Source organism: Acutalibacter muris (assembly GCF_002201475.1).
GTDB classification, from domain to species: domain Bacteria; phylum Bacillota; class Clostridia; order Oscillospirales; family Acutalibacteraceae; genus Acutalibacter; species Acutalibacter muris.
Genome location: NZ_CP021422.1, coordinates 620,003 through 640,960 on the forward strand (window position 1 = coordinate 620,003; position 20,958 = coordinate 640,960).

Consider the following 20,958-nt stretch of genomic DNA (forward strand, 5'->3'; position numbering starts at 1 on the left):
GGATATTAACAGCTTATTAACATGCCGTTCATATTTGAGAATTTCCCATTGACAATAGAGCCCGTTTGGGGGATAATATATTAGTAATACTATAGTTATTGGAGGAATGAGTCGTGAAACAAAAAAAGAGTAGAGCTCTTGCTATGCTGTTGTCCGTCCTGCTGCTCCTGTGCCAGCCTGTCTGGGCCGCGGCGGCAGAGGGACCCGTTACCGCCACGGACGTGGTGGAGGCCGCGGATATATGCGAACACGTGCCGCTGGACGTACAGAGCTACGAGGGCACGGCAAACGGCATCGGCAGCCTGTACAATACGCTGAGCACCCGGCAGAAGGCCGCCTATAACGCACTGAAGAATATACCCTGGAGCACCATAAGCTCCTCCAGGAACCACCAGGTGCGGGTGAACGTCAGCGGCATTACCGGCGCGGCCATCAGCGGCATGAGCAGCGGCGGCTCCTTTGTGCCCACCGGCTCCGGGGTCCAGGCCTATAAGGACATACAGAACGACGTGAACGCGGCCATCGGGGCCCTTAGGTACGACAGGCCGGACCTTCTGTGGCTGGACGGCGTGGTTTCACATCTCTATAGCTTCCGGGGCTATAACTCTACCGGCCGCTACACCATCACGGACTTCTACTTTATATTCTCCATGTCCTATGGGGGCCAGGAGAATATCTACAGGGAACGGATGATGGCCGAGGCCAGGAGTATTGCCAGCACTGCAAGCAGGGAAAAGGACGTGTACAGCAAGGTGAAGAAGGTCCACGACATACTGGCCGAGCGCTCCAGTTATAATTACGCGTCGCTGAACGCGCCGACCGACAGCATAATGTTCAGAATGGCTCACAGCGCCTATGGCGGTATGTTCAAGGACCAGTACGACCCGGTCTGCGAGGGCTATGCAAAGGCCTTCAAGGTGGTGCTCAACCAGATGGACATCTCCTGTGTGCTGGCGGTGAGCCGGGAGCATATGTGGAACAACGTGAAGATGGACGACGGCCTCTGGTACAACGTGGACCTTACCTGGAACGATTCCGGCGACAGGGGCGGGCACGACTATTTCCTGGTGGGCTCGGGCACGGTGGTGGGCGGCTCCGCCTTTTCCTCCAGCCACAGGGAGGTGGATCCCTTTAATATCGACCGGGTCAGCGGCTCAAGATACCCAAAGAAAAACACAGCGGCCTATAAATATATCGGCGAGGACTATCCTCCGCTGACATATCCCGACGTGCCACGCACAGACTATGCCTATGAGCATATTGAAAAGGTGTCAAAGCTGGGCTACTTCCACGGGGATACCAGCGGCAACTTCAACCCCGGGAAGAAGATAACCCGGGCGGAGTTTGCCAGTGTGGTGGCCTCCGTGCTGGGGGCAGACACGAAGCAGTATGAAGGTATGTACAGTTTCCCCGACGTGGGCACGGGCAGATGGTACTCCGGCGTGGCCTACTGGGCCAAGGAGAGCGGCACCATGGTGGGCACAGGCGGAAAATTTAGGCCCAACGACCCCATCTCCCGTCAGGAGATGTGCGCGGTGCTCTCAAGGGCCCTGGGGCTGCAGAGCGGGAGCTTCGGCGGTTTCCTGGACGACGGGGACATAGCGGACTGGGCCCGGGCGGGCGTATACGCCTGCCGGGACGCGGGGCTTGTGAAGGGCGCCGCTAACGGCAAGTTCAACCCCAGAAACAATACGGTGCGGCGTGACGCGGCCATCGTCTTTGCCAACTACGCCGCCATGAAGGGGATAGCTCCTAAGGGGGAGCAGACCGTCCCCTCCGGGGGACAATAATCTCTCTTTGACCCATAGGCGAAAAACATAAGCGTAAATAAAAACGGAAGGATGATGCAAAATGAGCAAGGAGCTCGCGAAGGCCTATGAGCCCCGGGAGGTGGAGGGCCGGATATACGATTTCTGGCTTAAAAACAAATACTTCCACGCCGAGATTGACCCCAATAAGAAGCCGTACACTATAATGATGCCGCCCCCCAACGTCACCGACCAGCTCCACGTGGGCCATGCCATGACCATGACCACCCAGGATGTGCTTATCCGCTGGAAGCGTATGCAGGGCTACTCCGCCCTATGGCTGCCCGGCACGGACCACGCGGCCCTGGCCACCGAGGTGAAGATTGTGGAGGCCATGGCCAAGGAGGGCATAAAGAAGGAGGACCTGGGCCGGGACGGCTTTATGGAGCGGGCCTGGGCCTGGAACGACAAGTACGGCGGAAGGATAATCGAGCAATTGAAGCTTTTGGGCAGCTCTGCGGACTGGGACAGGCAGAGGTTCACTTTGGACGAGGGCTGCTCTAAAGCGGTGCGCCACGTGTTCGTAAAGCTCTATGAGAAGGGGCTTATATATAGGGGCGAGCGCATGACCAACTACTGTGCCCACTGCGGCACGGCTCTCTCGGACGCGGAGGTGGAGTTCGAGGAAAAGGACGGCAGTTTCTGGCATTTGAAGTACCCCCTGGCCGACGGCTCGGGCTATGTGCAGCTGGCCACCACCCGCCCGGAGACCATGCTGGGGGATACGGCCCTTGCCGTGCACCCGGAGGACGAACGTTATAAGGATATAATCGGCAAGAATGTGATACTGCCGCTGGTGAACAAGGAGATACCCGTTGTAGCCGACGAGTACGTGGAGATGGACTTCGGCACCGGCGTTGTGAAGATAACCCCCGCCCACGACCCCAACGACTTTTTGGTGGGCCAGAGGCATGACCTGCCGGTCATCACTATCATGGACGGGGCCGGCAACATCAACGAGAATGGCGGAAAGTACCAGGGGCTCAGCATGATGGAGGCCCGCAAACAGATAGTCAAGGACCTGGAGGAGGGCGGCTATCTTCTGAAGGTGGAGCCCATAAAGCATAACGTGGGCACCTGCCACCGCTGCCACACCCCGGTGGAGCCGAGAGTTTCCACCCAGTGGTTCGTGAAGATGGAGAGTATGGCAAAGCCGGCCATTGAGGCCGTGCGCCAGAAAAAGATAAAGATAATCCCCGAGCGCCTGGAGAAGGTCTACTATAACTGGATGGAGAACATCAAGGACTGGTGCATCTCCCGGCAGATATGGTGGGGGCACCGGATACCCGCCTGGTACTGTGACGATTGCGGGGAGATATTCGTCAGTGAGGAGGACATAGCCGTCTGTCCCAAGTGCGGCAAGCCCTTACGCCGGGACGAGGACACCCTGGACACCTGGTTCAGCTCGGCGCTCTGGCCCTTCTCCACCCTGGGCTGGCCCGAGGACACCGAGGACCTTCGGTACTTCTATCCCACGAACACCCTTGTGACCGGCTGGGACATAATCTTCTTCTGGGTGGCCAGGATGATCTTCTCCGGCATAGAGCAGACGGGGGAGATACCCTTTGACACCGTGTTCTTCCACGGCCTTGTGAGGGACGCCCAGGGCAGGAAGATGTCGAAGTCCCTTGGCAACGGCGTGGACCCGGTGGAGGTCATCGACAAGTACGGCGCGGATGCTTTGCGTCTTACCATAATCACCGGCACCAGCCCCGGCAACGACACCCGGTACTCCGACGAGAAGGTGGCCGCCAGCCGGAACTTTGCCAACAAGATATGGAACGCCGCCCGGTTCATCCATATGAACATCGACGGCCACGAGGTGTCCACAGAGCTGCCCGAAGAGCTGACCCTTGAGGACAAGTGGATAGTCAGCAAGTTTAACCGTGTGGCAAGGGACATGACCGAAAATCTGGAGAGGTTCGAGCTGGGCGTGGCGGTGCAGAAGGTCTACGACTTCATGTGGGGGGACTTCTGCGACTGGTACATCGAGCTTTCTAAGGGGCGCATGGACGACGGCAACCGGCGGGTGCTCTGCTGGGTGCTGGGGAATACCTTAAAGCTCCTGCACCCCTTCATGCCCTTCATCACCGAGGAGATATGGCAGAGCCTGCCCCATGAGGGAGAGGCTATAATGGTCTCAAAATGGCCTGAGTTTGACGAAAAGCTGGACTTCCCCGCCGAGGAGGCGGAGATGGAAAAGGTGATGGAGCTCATCACCGCCGTGCGCACCAGAAGGAGCGAGATGAACGTGCCGCCCAGCCGAAAGGCCCACCTGTATATAGAGACAGGGGTCCCCGAGGCCTTCGACACAGAGAAGGAGTCCATCGCCCGGCTGGCCTATTGCAGCGGGGTGGAGACCGGGGAGAGCTTCAACGTGCCCGGGGCCGTCACGGTGGTGACCTCCGGGTGCAGGGCCTATCTCCCTATGGACGACCTTATCGACAGGGAGGCGGAAGTAAAGCGCCTTACAAAGGAGCTTGAGTCGGCGAAGAAGCAGCTTGAGACGGTGGAGAACAAGCTCGGGAACGAGACGTTTATGAGCAAGGCCCCGCAGAATGTCATAGACGGCGTGCGGGCGAACGGCGAGAAGCTTAAGGAAAAGGTGCAGCGTATTGAAGAAGCCCTTGAAGGGCTCAAGTAGGGGAGGATAAATATGGCTTTAATACAGTGCAATTTCAATTCCAAATCCCTGATGCGCACCGTGCCCCTCCAGGTGGTGCTGCCCACGGATAAAATCGTGTTCCCGGGCCAGCCCGAGGCAGAGGAGAAGCCCTTTAAGACGCTGTATCTTCTGCACGGAATCTTTGGGAACTATACTGACTGGGTCAGCGGCACCAGGATACAGGCCTGGGCCCAGAACAGGGACCTGTGCGTCGTGATGCCCAGCGGGGACAACAGCTTCTATGTGGACAACCGTAAGACCAGCGCCCTGTACGGCTCCTTTATAGCAAAGGACCTGGTGGAGTTTACGCGCAGGAGCTTTCCGCTCTCCAGAAAGCGTGAGGACACCTTTATCGGCGGGCTGTCTATGGGCGGCTTCGGCGCTATCGTCAACGGCTTGCAGCACCCGGAGACCTTCGGGCATGTGATAGGCCTGTCGGCGGCGCTGGTGCTCAACGAGCAGAATCTGAACGCGGAGTACACGGACTTCCTCATGACGAACCGGGGCTACTATGAATCCGTCTTCGGGGACCTTGACAAAGTGCTGGGCGGGGAGAACGACTACACCGCTCTGGCTGAGCGTGGGGCCGGACGGGAGGATAAGCCCAGGTTCTACCTGGCCTGCGGCACCGAGGACGGCCTTATCGGGCCCAACCATACCTTCCGCGACAAGCTTATAGAGCTGGGCTACGACGTCACATGGGAGGAGGGCCCCGGCGGCCACGACTGGACCTTCTGGGACGAGTATATTCTGAAGGCCCTGGAGTGGCTGCCCCTGGGGGACATAAGCCAGGGGATAAGCTCCGGGCATGTGAGCGAAGACTAAACCAAAGGAGAGGACCAAATGAGAGACGAGACGAAATGCCTGCACTCGGGGTATACCCCCAAAAACGGCGAACCCCGGGTGCTGCCCATAGTACAGAGCACCACATATGTGTATGACTCCGCCGCCGAGGTCGCGGCGGTGTTTGATGACCCCACCAAAGGCATTATCTACTCAAGGTTTTGCAACCCCACGGTGATGGCCGTTGAGGAGAAGATAGCGGACCTGGAGGGGGGCGTGGGGGCCATGTGCACCACCTCGGGCCAGGCGGCTAGCCTCTTGTCCATACTCAACATCTGCAAGGTCGGGGACAGTATAGTGAGCCTGCCCACCATATATGGCGGCACCATAAACCTCTTTAGCTTTACGCTGAAGAAGCTGGGCATTGAGTGCATATACGTGGACAGCGAGAGCAGCGACGAGGAGATAAAGGCGGCCTTCAAGGAGAACACCAAGCTTGTCTTTGGCGAAACTATAGCCAACCCCGCTTTGAAGGTGCTGGACATAGAGCGCTTTGCAAATATTGCACACCAGATGGGCGTGCCCCTGATAGTGGACAACACCTTTGCCACCCCTGTGCTCTGCAAGCCCTTTGAGTATGGCGCGGATATCGTCATACACTCCACCACCAAGTACATGGACGGCCACGCCGTGCAGGTGGGAGGCGTGATAGTGGACAGCGGCAGGTTCGACTGGACAAACGGCAAGTTCCCCGAGCTCACCGAGCCCGACGAGTCCTATCACGGCGTCTGCTATACCGAAACCTACGGCAAGATGGCCTACATCATAAAGGCCCGTATGCAGCTTATGCGTGACTTTGGGGTATACCCGGCTGCCCATTCGGCCTTCCTTCTGAACCTGGGCCTTGAGACCCTGTCGGTGCGTATGAGACAGTATTGCGAGAATGCTCAGGCGGTGGCGGAGTTTTTAGAGGGCTCCGACAAGGTGGAGAGCGTCATATACCCCGGCCTGAAGTCCAGCCCGGACTATGAACTGTCAAAGAAGTACCTGAAGGGCTGCAGCGGGGTCATCTCCTTTATCATAAAGGGCGGCAGGGAGGCCGCGGCCAGGTTCATGGACGCTCTGAGCCTGGCCTCCAACGAGGTGCATGTGGCGGATATCCGCACCTGTGTGCTGCACCCCGCCAGCGAGACCCACAGGCAGCTCACCGACGAGCAGCTTAAAGCGGCGGGCATCGACGGCGGCATGATACGCCTGTCGGTGGGCCTTGAGAATGTGGAGGACATTCTGGAGGATGTAAAGAAGGCGCTGGATTCAATTTAATAAGCCCATAAACACGAAAAGCTCTCCGGCTTTACCGGAGAGCTTTTTATATGCGCAAATCAGTCCACCTTAGTCAGCCTTACGGCCATATACTCCTTGCCGGGGAGCTTAATGCGGAACTTGCCCTCGTGCACCCCTGCGTCAGTAATTGTCATCTCCCAGGTGTCGATGACCTCAGCTTTCCACTTGCCCTCGGGCTTTATAAAGTCCCTGAAGCTGGGCCGACCGAAGCCGTAGTAGTGTATCTCATACCCCGCGCCTCCGCCGAAGGCCAGGAAGTCCACGCCGTCCGGCACGGCCACGGTCTCGTCAAAGCTGCCACTGCCCCGCTTAAGCCCATAGCCTGGGGTCTCAGAGAGGATCCTGTGCAGGAATCTGATGCGCTCCGGGCTTTCCCCATGGAGGGGACCGCCGTGGCTCCACCAGAGGATATCGTTCTCCTCGTCCACAAAGGTCTCGCCGTGGCCCGCGTAGCCGCCCCGCATAGCCGCCTCCCAGAAGCGGCGGGTGAGCTCCTGGCCGGAGATATTGCCCCAGCCCATGTCGATGTTGCCCTCATAAGAAATCTCGTCCCAAACGATGGGCTTGCCCCAGCGGGTTCTATACTCGTCGGTGTACTCCACGTGCCTGTAAAGGTCCTGCCTTTGCAGGCTGGCATGGGTTATCCAGGGCCTTGAATGGTTGTAGAAGGCCATACAGTTGTGTATGCCCCGCAGATGGTTATAGGGGTCCCTTTCGCAGAGGATTTTGGCGTAACGCTCCCAGTCCTCCAGCTTCTTTGAAAACAGCAGGTCGTATTCGTTTGCAAGGCTCCACCACACGTTGCGGTAGGCCGCGAACCTTGCAATCACGTACCTCCAGTACAGGTCGTCCTGCTCCGCCGTCATGGACTTGAAGCCCCAACGGTCGTAGGGGTGCATAACGATGATGTCGGCTTCTATACCCCGCTCCTGGAGCTCTACGATACACCGCTCGATGCGCCGGAAGTGCTCCGGGTTAAAGCGGGTGAAGTCCCAGTTGTTGCCGGAAATGTCCATTTCATAGGTGAAGGTCTCCTCCGAAAGCCCGGAGTTGTCCATGGGCGTGCCCTCATAGGGGAAGGTCTCCGGGTCACGGAAGTTGTGGAGGTAGTGCTTTGGGAATACGCAGAAGCGCATCTTGTTAAAATAGCCCTTGTCCAACTCCTCAAGGGTCTGCCGGTGTATCTCCTCGGGCTGGTGGGCCCAGGCATAGCAGGTGGTACCCACGGAGTAGTAGGGGGTGGTATCTTCATAGGCAAAGTGGTACTGGTTCACCACCCGCAGGGGGCCGTGGTTGCCCTCTGTGGGGGCGGTGACGGTGAAGGAGCCGGTGACGGTCCCGCCAAAGGTACCGCTCATCTCATAGGAGTATTCCCCCTCAAAGCTGGGCATGAAGCGTGCCTTATACACGCCTTCGCCGTCATAAAAGCCGTCCACCTTTACAGTTTCGTTTTTGCCCTTAAATGTAGCTGTGCAGGTGTAGTCGGTGAAGGGGTTGCCCTCGGTTTTTCCGGGGGCTGAAATCTCGAACCTCCCCCATTTTTCTACGGTTTGCATGATTTGACCTCCCTTATTTCAGTAACATACTGACTGCGTTTTTCCAGCCGTCAAAATGGGCTTTTACCCAGTCCCGGCCTTTCTGCGGTTGATAATATTCCCGGTCTATATGACTTAATATGTCAGAACTATATACCCCGGCGGCAATCCCGGCGCAGTACCCCGCGCCGATGCCGGAGAGCTCCTCCCGCTCCGGCACGGCTACCGGCAGGCCCAAAATATCCGCCTGGAACTGCATCAGATATTTGTCCCGGGTGGGCCCGCCGTCGGCCCGGAGCTCGGAGAGCTCCACGCCCTCTTCACGCATGGCGTTCACCACGTCGGCTATCTGGTAGCCGATGCTCTCCTCCGCGGCCTTGACAATCTCGGCCCGGCCGGTGCCCCGGCCCATGCCGCACAGAAGGGCTTTCGCGTCAGATTTCCAGTAGGGCGCGCCCAGCCCGGTAAAGGCCGGGACCAGATAGGTGCCGTCCTTGGGGTCAGCCTGGGCAGCCAGGGCTCCCGCCTCTTTGGAGGAGCCCAGCAGCTTGACCTCGTCCACCAGCCACTTTATCACCGACCCGGTATAATTGATGTTTCCCTCCAGCACATAGTTCACCTTACCGTCCATGCCCCAGGCCAGGGAGGTGACAAGGCCTTTATCGCTGAAAACCGGCTTCTCCCTTAAGTTTACCATAATTGACGAGCCTGTGCCGTATGTGGCCTTGCCCATGCCCGGCTCTGTGCAGCCCTGGCCAAAGAGAGCGCCGTGGGAATCGCCTAAAACTCCATATATGGGAATTTTATGTGGCAGTACCCCGTCCATATCGGTGTCGCCGAAACGGCTGTCGCTCATGCAGACCTGGGGGAGCATATCGGGGGCCACGCCGAGTAGTTCACATAATTCAGAGTCCCAGCTAAGGGTGCTGATGTTGAAAAGCTGGGTGCGGCTGGCGTTGGAGTAGTCGGTTTTGAACTGGCCCGTAAGCTTATAGATGAGCCAGCTGTCGATCGTGCCGCAGCACAGTGATTTTCCCGTAAGGCCCGGGGTGTTCTCCAAAAGCCACGCCCACTTCGCCGCCGGAAAGTAGGGCGAAAGCCGCAGGCCGGTCTTCTGCCTGATTATTTCAGTATAACTTTTCAGCCTGTCGCAAATGGGCTGGGCACGTCCACACTGCCAGACTACCGCGTCGGCAATGGGGTTGCCGGTGGCCCGGTCCCAGATGAGGGAGGTCTCCCGCTGGTTGCTGATGCCGATGGCGGTGATGTCCGTAGAATCAATACCTTGTGTCTCTATCAGTCTTTTAGTGACAGTTATAGTGTTGCGGTAGATCTCCATAGGGCCGTGGCTGACCCAGCCCTGATGGTTTATTATCTGTTGGTGGGGCAGGTCGGCCCGGCCCAAAAGCTTTCCCTGCTCGTCCAAAAGCAGGGCCTTTGTGCCCGAGGTGCTCTGATCGATACTGAGAATATATTTCACTTTAATATCTCCTCCACAACGGCGGCAATGCCCTCCCCAGTTAACCCATAGTGGGCGAACACCTCCGGGGACGTGCCGGTGATGACCGGGGCGTCCGGCAAGCTCAGGCACTTGACCTTGCGGGGGCAGTGCTCGCCAACAACCTGGGCCACCATCGCACCGAGCCCACCATATGGTGAGTGCTCCTCCACTGTTACCACAATATCGGAGGCTTTTGCCGCCTCTATCACGGCTTCGCTGTCCAGGGGCTTCACGCAGTACATATCTAAGACGCTGGCGGCGATACCCGCTTGCTCCAGTATTTCAGCAGCCTCCAGGGCCGGGTGGACCATCTCGCCGCAGGCGATGAGCGCCGCCTTTACGGTCTTACCCCGGCCCTGGAGCCAGGTGGCCTTGTCCATCTCAAAGGGGCAGTCGCTTTCACTATAAATGTCCTCCACCGGGTTACGGCCCACCCGGATATAGGCGGGCTTCTCGTCCTCCAGAAGCGCCTCAATCAGCCGCTTTGTCTGGTGGCGGTCGCTGGGCAGATACACTCTCATGTTGGGCAGGGCGCTCATGGCCGCAATATCTTGTGCTGAGTGGTGGCTCATGCCCAGCGCCCCGTAGCTGACCCCGCCGGAGATGCCGATGAGTTTCACGTTGGTATTAGAGTAGGCGCAATCCACCTTGGCCTGCTCATAGCTGCGGGTGCTGAGGAAACACGCCGGGGAGGCCGCAAAGGCCTTCTTCCCACAGGCGGCAAGTCCGGCGGCGAGGCTCACCAGGTTCTGCTCGGCGATGCCCACCTCCACGAACTGGTCCGGGAACTTCTCTGCGAAGGGGACCAGACTGGCACTGCCCCGGCTGTCGCTGCACAGCACGAAGATGTCCTTGTCAGTCTCGGCATGGGCCATCAGGGTTTCGCAGATGATCTGACGGTTGGGGATTTTATTCATGCTCGGCACGCTCCTTTCCGGCGGCAAAGTCCCGCCTGATTTGCTCGTGCTCCTCCGCTGTGGGCAGGTGGTGGTGCCAGCCCGCCTTGTTCTCCATCAGTGGGGAGCCGTAGCCCTTTGTTGTGTTGGAAATGATAACGGTCGGTTTGCCCTTAGCCTCTTTTGCCTGGGTGTAGGCCCTGTCAAGTTCGGCAATGCTGTCGCCGTTCACCGCTATGACGTTCCAGCCAAAGGCTGCAAAGCGCTCGCCCAAAGGCTCATGGCTCATGACCTCCTCAGTTGTGCCGGAAATCTGTAGTTTATTGCGGTCCACCACTGCGCAGAGGTTGTCAAGCTGATAGTGCCCGGCGGCCATGGCGCCCTCCCAGACGGACCCCTCGGCCAGCTCGCCGTCCCCCATGATGGTGTAGACCCGATAGCTTTTCCCGCTCCTTTTGCCCGCCAGAGCCATGCCCACGCAAACCGGCAGGCCGTGGCCCAGGGAGCCGGAGTTCATCTCAATGCCCGGCAGCTTATTGTTGGGGTGGCCGATGTAGGGAGAGCCGAACTTGGAGAATCTTGCGGTCACGTCACTGAGGTCAAGAAAGCCCCTATGGCAGAGTATGGCATAATATGTCTCCATTGAGTGCCCCTTTGAGAGCACAAAACGGTCCCGGTCCGGGTCGTTGACAGTGGTCGGAGTGACGTTCAGATGATTCTCGTAGAGCACCAAAAGCGCGTTCATCAAGCTCATGTCCCCGCCGATATGCCCGCCGCCTCCGGCCATTATTATGTCCAGGGTATGCTGTCGCAGGTCCCAGGAGAGGACCTCCAGATCGTGCAGCTTCATGCTATTCCCCCCTCAGATACGCCCTGACCTGGGCCTCGTTCTCGTCGTACAGGTCGGGCGTTATGCCCATATATTTGCAGGCTTCATACAGCACCGGCACCACGTCCTTGTGAATGCCCACGCAGTGGTGGATATACGGACCCTCCACAATCTTCGCCTCCAGCCGCTTGATGTTGTCCACCTCCACCCACAGGTAGGTGCCCATGCCCTTGGGGCCGTCCACGCCCTTGGCGTTGCCCAACAGCAGGCTGTATTCGCCGTTGTCGCCGTCAAATCTGCACAAAGTCAGATCTCCGTGTTTGGCCTCGGCGGTGATTGCCCCGGGGTAGTCGAAGGCCAAGGGGTAGGTGATGCAGGGCTTGCAGCCCGCTACAGATAGTGGCCAGGGACCGCAATGCTGTAAGAGCTCCCCATTTTCTAGATCGGGATGGCGGAGGGTCCAGTCGGCGAAGAAGCCCCGGGTGCCATCGTTGGCGGCGGCTTCGGCCAAGAGAGCTGTCACCGCGCCATGGATGTCGGTCTCGCAGACAACCGGGATGCCCTTGTCATTTAATAACGCGTTGGCGGCGCAGGGCATGATGCCTAGCTCCCCTTGCAGGGCGTTCCAGCACTGGAGGGCGGCGGCGTTGCAGTGGTATTTTTTCACCAGGCGCTCCATAGCTACGGCAAGCCCGGCTACGTTCGTAAGCTGCTCATCGTTGACATTTATGTCCATTTTCTCCCGGCAGTAGGCGATGGTGGCGTTGACCTCGTCACCGTCGGCGATGGCCTTTTTGACCTCGGCTGTCAGCTCCGGCAGTGGGATTGGCGCAAGCTGTATGTTGAATTTTTCCAGCAGCTCCCCCTCGTTGCACATGGTGCTCCAGAAGTCGAAGGGCCGGGGGCCGATCTGCAATATCTTGATATTGCGGAAAGTTTTGACCACATTACATACGGCTAAAAAGTCTTTTACTCCCCGCTCGAAGACCGGGTCGTTCAGGCGGCAGTTGGTCATGTAGGTGAAGGGGACCCGGAAACGCCGCAGTACCTTCCCGGTGGCGAACAGCCCGCACTGGGTGTCCCGAAGCCTTGTGCCGTCGGGCTCGGGCCGCTCGTCCAGTGGGCCCCAGAGCAGGACAGGCACGTTCAGGTCCTTTGCCAGCCTTGCGCAGACGTACTCGGTGCCGAAGTTACAGTGGGGCAGGAACAGGCCGTCCACCCCCGCCGCCTTGAACTTCTCCAGGATCTTCAGCCTGTCGTCCTCGCTGTAGAGCAGGCCCTCGTCGTTGATGTCATCAATGTCCACGAACTCCACGCCCAGTTCCCGCAGGCGCTGGGCCGTCAGGCCCCGGTACTTCACCGCGTCCGGCGCGCTGAAGATGCTCCGCCGGGTGGGCGCGAAGCCCAGTTTGATACTGCTGCTCATAGTTGTATTCCTCCAGTATGTGATTTATTTTTACCCAGGTCCAGTACGCTGGACCTATGGACAAAGGTGCTGGTAACCTGGGTCTTGGTGCTGTACTCCCCGCCGCGACTCGTAAGCTCCGACAACCGGCGCACAGCGGCTATGCCCATCTCGTAGTTGTGCACCTTAACGGTGGTCAGGGGCGGATCGGAGATGGCGCAGAAGGGCAGGTCGTCAAAGCCCACAAGAGATACGTCCCCGGGGACCTTGTATCCTGCCTGCTGTAGGGCCCGCATAGCCCCCAGGGCTATCATGTCGTTGTCGGCGAAAAAGGCCGTGGGCATCTTTGGACCTTTTTCCAAAAGGGCGGCCATATCCGCCCGGGAGGTCTCCATGCCGGTAGATAAGGTCAGGGTACAGGCCGGGTCAACGGTCAGGCCGTGTTCAGCCATGGCCCTGAGATATCCCTGGCGGCGGTAGTAAAAGTTCTTTATCTGGAACCTTCCACGAAGGTGGCCAATCCGTGTGTGGCCCATCTCAATGAGGTGGGAGACCGCCTTATAGGCTGCGTCCGCGTTGTCAATAAGCACCGCGTTGAAGGGGAGGTCCTCGTACCAGCTGTCAAGTATTACCACTGGCGCTGCGGCAGCCTGGAGCTTGGCGGCCTCCTTCTCGTCCATCTCCGTTGCCAGCACCAGCAGTGCGCAGCTAGGGTCGCCCAGCAGCTCGCCCATATAGCTGTCATAATTGGGGTCCTCCCGGTGGAGATGGCAGGACACCACGTCTATGCCAAGCCGCCGGCACTCAGACTCCACCCCGGATATGAGCAGGGAAAAGAAGGGCGATTCGTTGACGATGGAGCCGTTTTCAATATATGTCACCAGCTTCACCCGGCTTACCTCCGGGCCCGCCAGATAGCCGATCTCCCGGGCGGCTTTCAGTATCTTTTCGGCGGTCTCCCGGTTTACGCCGCGCTTATTGTTCAAGGCGTTGGAAACCGTGGCGGTGGAGAAGCCGGTTATCTCGCTGATAGTTCTGATATTCGCCTTCACTGGCCGCTCGCTCCTTTCCACACGTGTGATATAAAATTATTTTTATATTTTTTTAGTATATGTTTAGTATAACGCATATTTAGTTCGCAGTCAAGAACGATATTTCACAATAATATCCTGAGAATTTAGTACATCACTTACAATAAATTAAAAGACATCAAATGGTTATATAAAATATATCTTAACAAACTATAAAAAGAGCCTCTGCGGGCAATACCGCAGAGGCTCTTAAAATTTAAAGCTCAGTCAACGTCAACATGACGCATTTCTTTTTTAGCCATAATATCGTACATGGCCGGCACCACGAACAGCGTCATCAGCGTGGCATAGAGCAGGCCGCCTATACAGACAATGGCGATGGGCTGCATCATCTCCGCCCCCATACCCGTGGCCAGGGCCATGAACACCAGCCCCAGCACCGTGGTGAGCACCGTCATGAATATGGGCCGCATACGAGTGCGCCCGGCAAGGATTATGGCGTCCCGGCGGGCAACGCCCTCAAGGCGCAGCTGGTTTATATAGTCGATGAGCACTATGCCGTTGTTGACGATAATGCCCGCCAGCATGATGAAGCCTATCATGGACACCACGCTGACCTCCATGCCGCAGAGGTACAGCGCCAGGAACCCGCCGGTGAAGGCCAGGGGTATGGTGAACATGACGATGAAGGGCAGCAGCAGGGACTGGAACTGTATCACCATAATGAGGTAGATGATGAGTATCGCAAGCCCCGCCATCTGCATAAGCTGCTCCATGGCCTCCATGATGGTCTCGTTCTCTCCCGCCATCTCAAGGGTTACCCCCTTGGGCGGCTCGTATTCGGCGAGCGCCTTCTCCACCTCCCGGGTCACCAGGGTCACATTGTTCCCGTCCGCAATCCCCGCGCTTACCGTCAGCACCCGGTTCTGGTTCTCCCGGCTTATGGAGTTAAGGCTCTGCCGCTCCTCAAAGTCCGCTATGCGCACCAGCGGGATCTCCTCCGTCTCCCCGGTGGCTCGGTCCGTGGAGGTAACTGTCAGGCTCTTGAGATAGCTCTCGTTCATGCCCCCCTTCTCGGGGTTAACCACCAGAACGTCCTGGGAGTAGCCGTCCACGTTTATGCTGGTGGCGGTCTTGTCCTCAGAGATGGCCCCGCTGACGCTCTGGTACACCTGGGCGATAGTCAAGCCGTTCTCCATGGCCTTGTTCTTGTCCACGACTATCCGTATTTCCGGGGTGCTGTCCTCAAGGTCGCTCTTTGCGTCCACCGTGCCCTCCGTCTCGGCCATTATCTCCGTGATCTCATTGGCCGCGTCGATAAGCGCGTCCATATCGTCGCCCCGAAGCTTTACCTCCACTCCGGAGCCGCTCATGGAGGACATATACGCGCTCATGTCCATTGCCCCCTGGGCGCTTACCTGGCAGTCCAGGTCCGCGCAGGCCTCCTCCACCATTTTCGCCGCCTCGCTGTCCTTCACGCCTGAGCCCTCGTCAAGTATCACGTACATGGACACAGCGTCCCCCTGGCCCATGCCCAGCATTGCGCCGCCGGCAGAGCCGCCTGCCATAGCTCCCACGGTCTCTACGCAGTCCAGCTCCATAATGCGCTCGGCTATCTGGTCCGCCATCCCGGTGGTCTCCTCAAAGCTGGGGTCCTCCTGGGGCATTGTAAAGCTAACGTCCAGCTGACTGCCGCTCATGGCCGGCATGAAGATGAAGCCCCTTGACAGTGCCAGCGCCACGCTGCCCGCCAACAGCGCCAGTGCCAGCGCCAGACACACCCATTTGTGCTTTAATGAAGCCGCGGCCACCTTGCCATAGCCGTTCAGCACCTTGTCGAATATTCTGCTCTCCTTTGGCTTGCTGGCCCGCAGGGTGGTGGAGGTCATGGCGGGCACAAGGGTTATGGCCACAAAAAGACTGGCCAAAAGGGAGTAGCCTATGGTAAGAGCCATGTCCGTAAAGAGCTGCCTTGTTACGCCCTCCACAAACACGATGGGCAGGAACACGCAGACGGTGGTAAGGGTGGAGGCGATAATGGCCCCGGTTACCTGCACCGCGCCCTGTACGGAGGCCTTGGCCGCGGGCATACCCTCGCTTCTGAGCCTGTAGATGTTCTCTATCACCACCACTGAGTTGTCCACCAGCATACCCACGCCCACCGCAAGGCCCGAGAGGGATATGACGTTCAGTGTGACCCCCGAGAAGTACATGAGCACTATAGCCACCATCAGGGAGATGGGTATGGAGAAGGCGATGACCACGGTGGGCCGCAGGTCCTTTAAAAACAGCAGCAGTATCAGCACCGCCAGCACCGCGCCCAGCACCAGGTTCTGAAGCACCGTGTCCACCACGATGTATATATAGTTGCCCTGGTCCATAAGGGTGGTGAATTTGAGCCCCTCGTACTCCTCAGAGAGGGCCTTAAAGCGTTCCTCAATGTTCCTGGACACCAGGGCCGTGGAGTAGGTGGACTGCTTCGTAAAGCTCAGAAGCAGTCCGTTCTCGCCGTTTATCTTGGCGTAGAGCTCCCCGGCGTTGCTCTGCACGTTCACGTCCGCCACGTCCCGAAGGTAAATTTTACCTATGCCCTCATCGCCCGTGTCGAACAGCAGCAGCCCCGCCAGCTCTTCTTTATCCTCCAGCTTGTTGCCCACACGCACCAGGGTCTCCACCCCCTGTTCCTCTATGTACCCGGCGGGCATGGAGAAGTTCTGTGCGGTCAGAAGCTGGGACACCATGTCCATAGTGATGGGCAGATCCGCGTTCTTATAGGCCGCCTCCTTCTGGGAAGCAAACTCGTCCCGGGCCCCCTCAAGCTCCGCTTTGGCCGACTCGAGCTGCTGCTGGGCGGCGGAGAGGGCCGACTGGCCCGCCAGTATCTGGGACATTCCCGCGCTCATCTGCATGATGCCGCTGGTCTGCTGGCGGGAGAGCTCCTGTAACGCCTGGTCCACGGTCACCGCCCCGCTGTCAAGCTGCGAGCTGGTGGCCCTTAGCTGGTCCATGCCGGCGGTGAGCTTTGTAAGGTTCTCCTGAGCCTCGGCGATGGACTTATCCAGGTTCTCCGGGTCCGCGCCCCCGGCGGCAGCCATAGCCTTCGCGTCCGCCAGGCCCTTCTCCACCGCCGCCCGGCTGGCCTGGAGCTCCTGGAGCTTTGCGGGGGCCCCCGCCGCCGTGGTGCCCAGGGCCGCAAAGGCCGCCTCTGCCGCCGCAAGCTGGGGCTGCAGGGCCTCTATCTGCTGCTGCACCAGGGCGTATTCCTCGCTGTCCGGGTCCAAAGCCTCCAACTGCGCGTTCAGCGTCTCCAGCTGCTGTGTCAGGGCGGCGTACCCGGCGATGCCCTCCTGAAGTCCGCTTATGCCCTGGTCCAGGGAGGCAAGCTGGCCCGTAAGCTGGGCGAGGGTTGTCTGCAAGGTTTTCAGCTTGTCAACAGCGTCCTGAAGCTGCTTCTTGTTCTGCTCCATGGTAGTAAGCTGGGCGGATATCTGGGCCTTGGCGGACTCTATCTCCACCTTCTTGGAGATAAGCTGCCCCTGAGCCTGCCCGGTCTGCTGGGCAAGCTGGGCCTGCCCGGCTTCAAGCTGAGCCTTCTGCCCCTCCAGGGCGTCCTGCTGCTCCTTTGTCTCATTGAGTCCGTCCTCTATCTCCTTAGAGCCCTCGTCCAGTTCCTTCTGGGCGTCGCCGAACTTTTCGTCCAGCTTCGCCTTGAGCCTTCTGTTGAGGTCGTCTATCCTGTCCTGGCGAAGCTCTACCGTGACGCTCTCCTGAACGTTGCCGCTGGCCGAGACGCTGGCGACCCCCTCTATGCCCTCCAGCTTCAGCATAAGCTCAGAGTCCAGAAGGTCCGTCAGCTCCACGTTGTCCATGCCCTCCCTCTCCAGGGCGGCCACGGTGACGGGCATCATGCTGGGGTTTATCTTCATGATATAGGGCGTGCCCACCATGTCCCCCCAGCCCCCGGAGACGCTGCTTATCTTCTCCCGGATATCGGCAGTGAGGGTGTCCATGTTTGCGTCGTCGGTAAGCTGGAGCATGACCTGTGAAGCGTTCTCCCTTGACACCGATGTGACCTCCTCCACATGGTCCAGGGTGGCCATGGCCTGCTCAAGGGGCCTTGTGACCTCCTCCTCCACCTCCTCGGGGGTGGCCCCGGGGTACGCGGTGATTATCACCGCGTAGGGCAGGTTGATGTTGGGCAGCAGGTCCGGGGTCATGCGGGAGAAGGCCACCACTCCCAGCACTATGGCGATGATAACGCCCACCAGCACGGTCATGGGTTTTTTCACGCTGAACTTTGAAAACATTGGCTTCGTCTCTCTTTCTGTTCTCCATAAGAAATATACATGTCAAGTATACAATACCTGTCAAATAAGTTTCATGAATATTCTGTTAATAATTTGCTACAAAAGCAGATAAGACTGCCGCTTGCAAAAATCCCGGAGATATGGTATACTTTATCAAAGGAAAGTTTAGCGGGGTGAATCAAGATGACGGCTATTATAGATTACGGCGCGGGCAACCTGCAAAGCGTGGAAAAGGCTTTAAGGCATATTGGCTGCGAAGGTACAGTTGTGGGCGGCGCCGCCGGGCTCATGTCCGCAGACTCCGCCGTGCTGCCGGGGGTGGGAGCCTTCGGCGAGGCTATGGCGGGGCTTGAGAGCCGGGGGCTCGTGGGGGCCATCGGCGATTTTGTCAGGACCGGGCGGCCCTTTCTGGGCATATGCCTGGGGCTGCAGGTGCTCTTCGAGAGCAGCCAGGAGTCCCCGGGGGTAAAGGGGCTCTCACTGCTGCCGGGAAGGATAGTGCGTCTGCCCGAGGACAGGGGTCTGAAGGTGCCCCATATGGGCTGGAACTCCCTGGAGGTGAAAAGGCCGGGCTGGCTCTTGAAGGGCCTGCCGGCGGAGCCCTATGTCTATTTCGTCCACTCATATTATTTGCAGACGGAGCCGGAACTGGTCTCGGCCACGGCGGAGTACGGCGCGGCTATACACGCGGCGGTGCAGAAGGGGAACATAGCCGCCTGCCAGTTCCACCCGGAAAAGAGCGGCGGCGTGGGCCTTGCCATACTGCGGAACTTCGCCGGATACGTAAAGGAATGCACTTAACGCTGGAGGTGAGAAAATGTACGCGAAACGGATAATCCCCTGTCTGGACATAAAGGACGGCCGGGTGGTGAAGGGCACCAACTTCCTCTCTCTTCGGGACGCGGGAGACCCGGTGGAGGCCGCGGCCCTGTACGACAGCCAGGGGGCGGACGAGCTGGTATTCCTGGACATAAACGCCTCCGCCGACAACCGGGACATCGTGACTCATATGGTAGAGCGGGTAGCAGAGCGCATCTTTATCCCCTTCACCGTGGGGGGCGGCATACGCAGGGTAGAGGACTTTACGGCCATACTCCGGGCCGGAGCGGACAAGGTGTCTGTAAACTCGGCGGCTTTACAGCGGCCGGAGCTTATAAGAGAGGCAGCCGGCGTCTTTGGCAGCCAGTGCGTGGTGGTGGCCATGGACGCGAAACGCCGCCCGGGTGGAGGGTGGACCCTCTACCTGAACGGCGGGCGCATAGACACCGGGAGGGACGCGGTGGAGTGGGCAAAGGAAGCTGAGGAGCTGGGCGCGGGGGAGATACTCCTTACCAGCATGGACCGGGACGGTGTAAAGACCGGGTATGACCTGGAGCTGACCCGGGCCGTGTCGGAGGCTGTGGGCATCCCGGTGATAGCCTCCGGCGGGGCGGGGGAGCTGTCCCACTTCTACGACGCGTTTACCGCTGGAAAGGCGGACGCGGTGCTGGCGGCGTCCCTGTTCCACTTTGGCGAGATAACCGTACCACAGCTAAAGGCGTACCTTTCCGGTCGGGGCGTGCCTGTGCGCCCTGAGTAAAGTAATAAAGCTTTACTGGTCGTCTATATAGCTGATGTACTCCTCAAGGCACATGGAACGCTCCTGCATGGCGCTGGCATTGCTCCCGCCCACATACCGCAGCACAGTGGGGTCCGGGTCCACGTAGGTGTAGTTGTTCTTGCCCTCGGGATAGCGGAATACGAAGCCGTATTTGCCCATGTTGGCCTTCAGCCAGGAGTAGGTCCTTGACTGCTTGAAGGTCTCCTTGTCCCCCGCTATCCGCAGGCATAGGCCGGTCTGGAAGTCGCTCTCCCCGGCCATGGGGGTCTGAGCCCGGGCGGTGGTCTTGGCCATAACGGCGGTCAGATTCTCGTCGTTCATTTTCTGCTGGGCGGTCTTTTCAAAGCGCTCCCCCTGTTCCTCATAGGACACATAGCCGTCGGTGAAGATAAGCACCAGATTGTCCTCCTTGGCGGCGGCCACCAGCTGGCGCAGCGCGTCGGTGATACGGCTGTCCACCTGGATGTTCTCTATCTGTGAGAGCTTTGGCACATACTCCTCGTTAGGGTTCAAGGAGTTTATCACGAAAAGATTTACAGAATCATCATATATTGGAAGGCCCAGCTCATCATAGTCGGGCACCGGCTCCTGGGACTCCCCAGGGTTCACGGGCTGCACATTGGTGATGATCTCCTGTTGGAAGTAGGGAATCATGAAGAACCACAGGAAAAACCCGGCGATAAGCGCCCCGCCCATGATAACGGCGGCGGCCACCACCCGTGACCAGAGCTTCAGCTTGCGGGCGGCCTGGTGCTGGGCCTGCTTTTCCTGCGAGACAAACATCCTGCGCCGGTTAAGGCCAAGTTCACCCCTGCTGGCGTTCCCTATCCGATACTGCTTCTGTCTTCGCCTTCCCATGGCTCCACCGGCTTTCCAAAATAGTTTGATCCAAGGCCTATTATACCATGGTACGGGAGGAAAAAGAAACAGGAAAATTGTGAACACAGGATTTTTTTGAAAAACCCCTTGACAAATATGGAATATTTGGTATAATAGTAAAGTCCTCAGGCAAGCATAGTGTGAGGACAGAAAAAATGAAGCGGTATTGTGTAATGGTAGCACAGCAGACTCTGACTCTGTTTGTCTGGGTTCAAATCCTGGTACCGCTGCCAAGGCTCAGGCCTGGAGCCCAAAGGTTCCGGGCCTGAACTTATATCGAGGTGTGGCTCAGCTTGGTAGAGCGCTACGTTCGGGACGTAGAAGCCGCAGGTTCGAATCCTGTCACCTCGACCAAGTGAATCACCTATTGCAATC

The 20,958-nt window shown here is 58.5% G+C and carries 14 protein-coding genes and 2 tRNA genes; 8 read left to right on the forward strand and 8 right to left on the reverse strand.

Features of this window, described 5'->3' with window-relative positions:
* Nucleotides 1-113: 113 nt before the first annotated feature.
* The 4 genes from ADH66_RS02990 (at nucleotide 114) to ADH66_RS03005 (ending at nucleotide 6,579) form a co-directional block, all read left to right on the forward strand.
* A complete protein-coding gene (locus ADH66_RS02990) occupies nucleotides 114-1,790 on the forward strand; it encodes an S-layer homology domain-containing protein (RefSeq protein WP_066535848.1) in 1,677 nt (558 codons plus the stop codon).
* Nucleotides 1,791-1,851: 61 nt separating this feature from the next.
* A complete protein-coding gene (locus ADH66_RS02995; protein ID WP_066535845.1) occupies nucleotides 1,852-4,452 on the forward strand; it encodes a valine--tRNA ligase in 2,601 nt (866 codons plus the stop codon).
* Nucleotides 4,453-4,464: 12 nt separating this feature from the next.
* Entirely contained in the window at nucleotides 4,465-5,298 is an 834-nt protein-coding gene (locus tag ADH66_RS03000; protein WP_066535844.1) for an alpha/beta hydrolase, read from the forward strand.
* 18 nt (nucleotides 5,299-5,316) lie between these two features.
* The gene (locus tag ADH66_RS03005; protein WP_066535843.1) at nucleotides 5,317-6,579 is read left to right on the forward strand and encodes an O-acetylhomoserine aminocarboxypropyltransferase/cysteine synthase family protein; all 1,263 of its coding nucleotides are present in this window, start codon (nucleotides 5,317-5,319) and stop codon (nucleotides 6,577-6,579) included.
* A gap of 59 nt (nucleotides 6,580-6,638) precedes the next feature.
* Here ADH66_RS03005 and ADH66_RS03010 read toward each other — a convergent pair whose 3' ends face one another.
* The 7 genes from ADH66_RS03010 to ADH66_RS03040 form a co-directional block, all read right to left on the reverse strand.
* On the reverse strand, nucleotides 6,639-8,156 hold the full coding sequence (locus ADH66_RS03010; protein ID WP_066535839.1) for a DUF5605 domain-containing protein: 1,518 nt from the start codon (nucleotides 8,154-8,156) through the stop codon (nucleotides 6,639-6,641).
* 13 nt (nucleotides 8,157-8,169) lie between these two features.
* Nucleotides 8,170-9,615, reverse strand: coding sequence for an FGGY-family carbohydrate kinase (locus tag ADH66_RS03015; RefSeq protein ID WP_407922908.1), 1,446 nt, complete (start codon nucleotides 9,613-9,615; stop codon nucleotides 8,170-8,172).
* Complete coding sequence (locus tag ADH66_RS03020) at nucleotides 9,612-10,553, reverse strand: transketolase family protein (protein ID WP_066535835.1); 942 nt, start codon at nucleotides 10,551-10,553, stop codon at nucleotides 9,612-9,614. The genes ADH66_RS03015 and ADH66_RS03020 overlap by 4 nt, the downstream gene beginning before the upstream one ends.
* Nucleotides 10,546-11,382 carry a transketolase gene (locus tag ADH66_RS03025; protein WP_407922909.1) on the reverse strand — a complete coding sequence of 279 codons (837 nt, stop codon included), beginning with the start codon at nucleotides 11,380-11,382 and terminating at the stop codon, nucleotides 10,546-10,548. The genes ADH66_RS03020 and ADH66_RS03025 overlap by 8 nt, the downstream gene beginning before the upstream one ends.
* A gap of 1 nt (nucleotide 11,383) precedes the next feature.
* Nucleotides 11,384-12,787, reverse strand: a complete 1,404-nt coding sequence (locus tag ADH66_RS03030) for an L-fucose/L-arabinose isomerase family protein (RefSeq protein WP_066535830.1) — start codon at nucleotides 12,785-12,787, stop codon at nucleotides 11,384-11,386.
* The gene (locus tag ADH66_RS03035) at nucleotides 12,784-13,818 is read right to left on the reverse strand and encodes a substrate-binding domain-containing protein (protein WP_066535829.1); all 1,035 of its coding nucleotides are present in this window, start codon (nucleotides 13,816-13,818) and stop codon (nucleotides 12,784-12,786) included. The genes ADH66_RS03030 and ADH66_RS03035 overlap by 4 nt, the downstream gene beginning before the upstream one ends.
* 242 nt (nucleotides 13,819-14,060) lie before the next feature.
* On the reverse strand, nucleotides 14,061-18,104 hold the full coding sequence (locus ADH66_RS03040; protein WP_066535827.1) for an efflux RND transporter permease subunit: 4,044 nt from the start codon (nucleotides 18,102-18,104) through the stop codon (nucleotides 14,061-14,063).
* Nucleotides 18,105-18,287: 183 nt separating this feature from the next.
* Here ADH66_RS03040 and hisH point away from each other — a divergent pair, with 183 nt between their 5' ends.
* Both hisH and hisF read left to right on the forward strand, forming a co-directional pair.
* Complete coding sequence (gene hisH / locus ADH66_RS03045; RefSeq protein WP_066535825.1) at nucleotides 18,288-18,905, forward strand: imidazole glycerol phosphate synthase subunit HisH; 618 nt, start codon at nucleotides 18,288-18,290, stop codon at nucleotides 18,903-18,905.
* A 16-nt stretch (nucleotides 18,906-18,921) separates the two neighbouring features.
* Complete coding sequence (gene hisF, locus ADH66_RS03050; protein ID WP_066535823.1) at nucleotides 18,922-19,683, forward strand: imidazole glycerol phosphate synthase subunit HisF; 762 nt, start codon at nucleotides 18,922-18,924, stop codon at nucleotides 19,681-19,683.
* A 12-nt stretch (nucleotides 19,684-19,695) separates the two neighbouring features.
* On the opposite strand, the gene ADH66_RS03055 is transcribed toward hisF, so the two are convergent.
* The gene (locus tag ADH66_RS03055; protein WP_066535820.1) at nucleotides 19,696-20,562 is read right to left on the reverse strand and encodes a M15 family metallopeptidase; all 867 of its coding nucleotides are present in this window, start codon (nucleotides 20,560-20,562) and stop codon (nucleotides 19,696-19,698) included.
* A gap of 180 nt (nucleotides 20,563-20,742) precedes the next feature.
* Here ADH66_RS03055 and ADH66_RS03060 point away from each other — a divergent pair.
* Nucleotides 20,743-20,816 (forward strand) — tRNA-Gln (locus ADH66_RS03060).
* A gap of 44 nt (nucleotides 20,817-20,860) precedes the next feature.
* Nucleotides 20,861-20,937 (forward strand) — tRNA-Pro (locus ADH66_RS03065).
* Nucleotides 20,938-20,958 lie beyond the last annotated feature (21 nt).

Coding starts and splice junctions, on each gene's coding strand:
- ADH66_RS02995 (WP_066535845.1), top strand. CDS start 1,852: ATGAGCAAGGAGCTCGCGAAGGCCTATGAGCCCCGGGAGGTGGAGGGC.
- ADH66_RS03000 (WP_066535844.1), top strand. CDS start 4,465: ATGGCTTTAATACAGTGCAATTTCAATTCCAAATCCCTGATGCGCACC.
- ADH66_RS03005 (WP_066535843.1), top strand. CDS start 5,317: ATGAGAGACGAGACGAAATGCCTGCACTCGGGGTATACCCCCAAAAAC.
- ADH66_RS03010 (WP_066535839.1), bottom strand. CDS start 8,156: ATGCAAACCGTAGAAAAATGGGGGAGGTTCGAGATTTCAGCCCCCGGA.
- ADH66_RS03020 (WP_066535835.1), bottom strand. CDS start 10,553: ATGAATAAAATCCCCAACCGTCAGATCATCTGCGAAACCCTGATGGCC.
- ADH66_RS03025 (WP_407922909.1), bottom strand. CDS start 11,382: ATGAAGCTGCACGATCTGGAGGTCCTCTCCTGGGACCTGCGACAGCAT.
- ADH66_RS03030 (WP_066535830.1), bottom strand. CDS start 12,787: ATGAGCAGCAGTATCAAACTGGGCTTCGCGCCCACCCGGCGGAGCATC.
- ADH66_RS03040 (WP_066535827.1), bottom strand. CDS start 18,104: ATGTTTTCAAAGTTCAGCGTGAAAAAACCCATGACCGTGCTGGTGGGC.
- hisH (WP_066535825.1), top strand. CDS start 18,288: ATGACGGCTATTATAGATTACGGCGCGGGCAACCTGCAAAGCGTGGAA.
- hisF (WP_066535823.1), top strand. CDS start 18,922: ATGTACGCGAAACGGATAATCCCCTGTCTGGACATAAAGGACGGCCGG.
- ADH66_RS03055 (WP_066535820.1), bottom strand. CDS start 20,562: ATGGGAAGGCGAAGACAGAAGCAGTATCGGATAGGGAACGCCAGCAGG.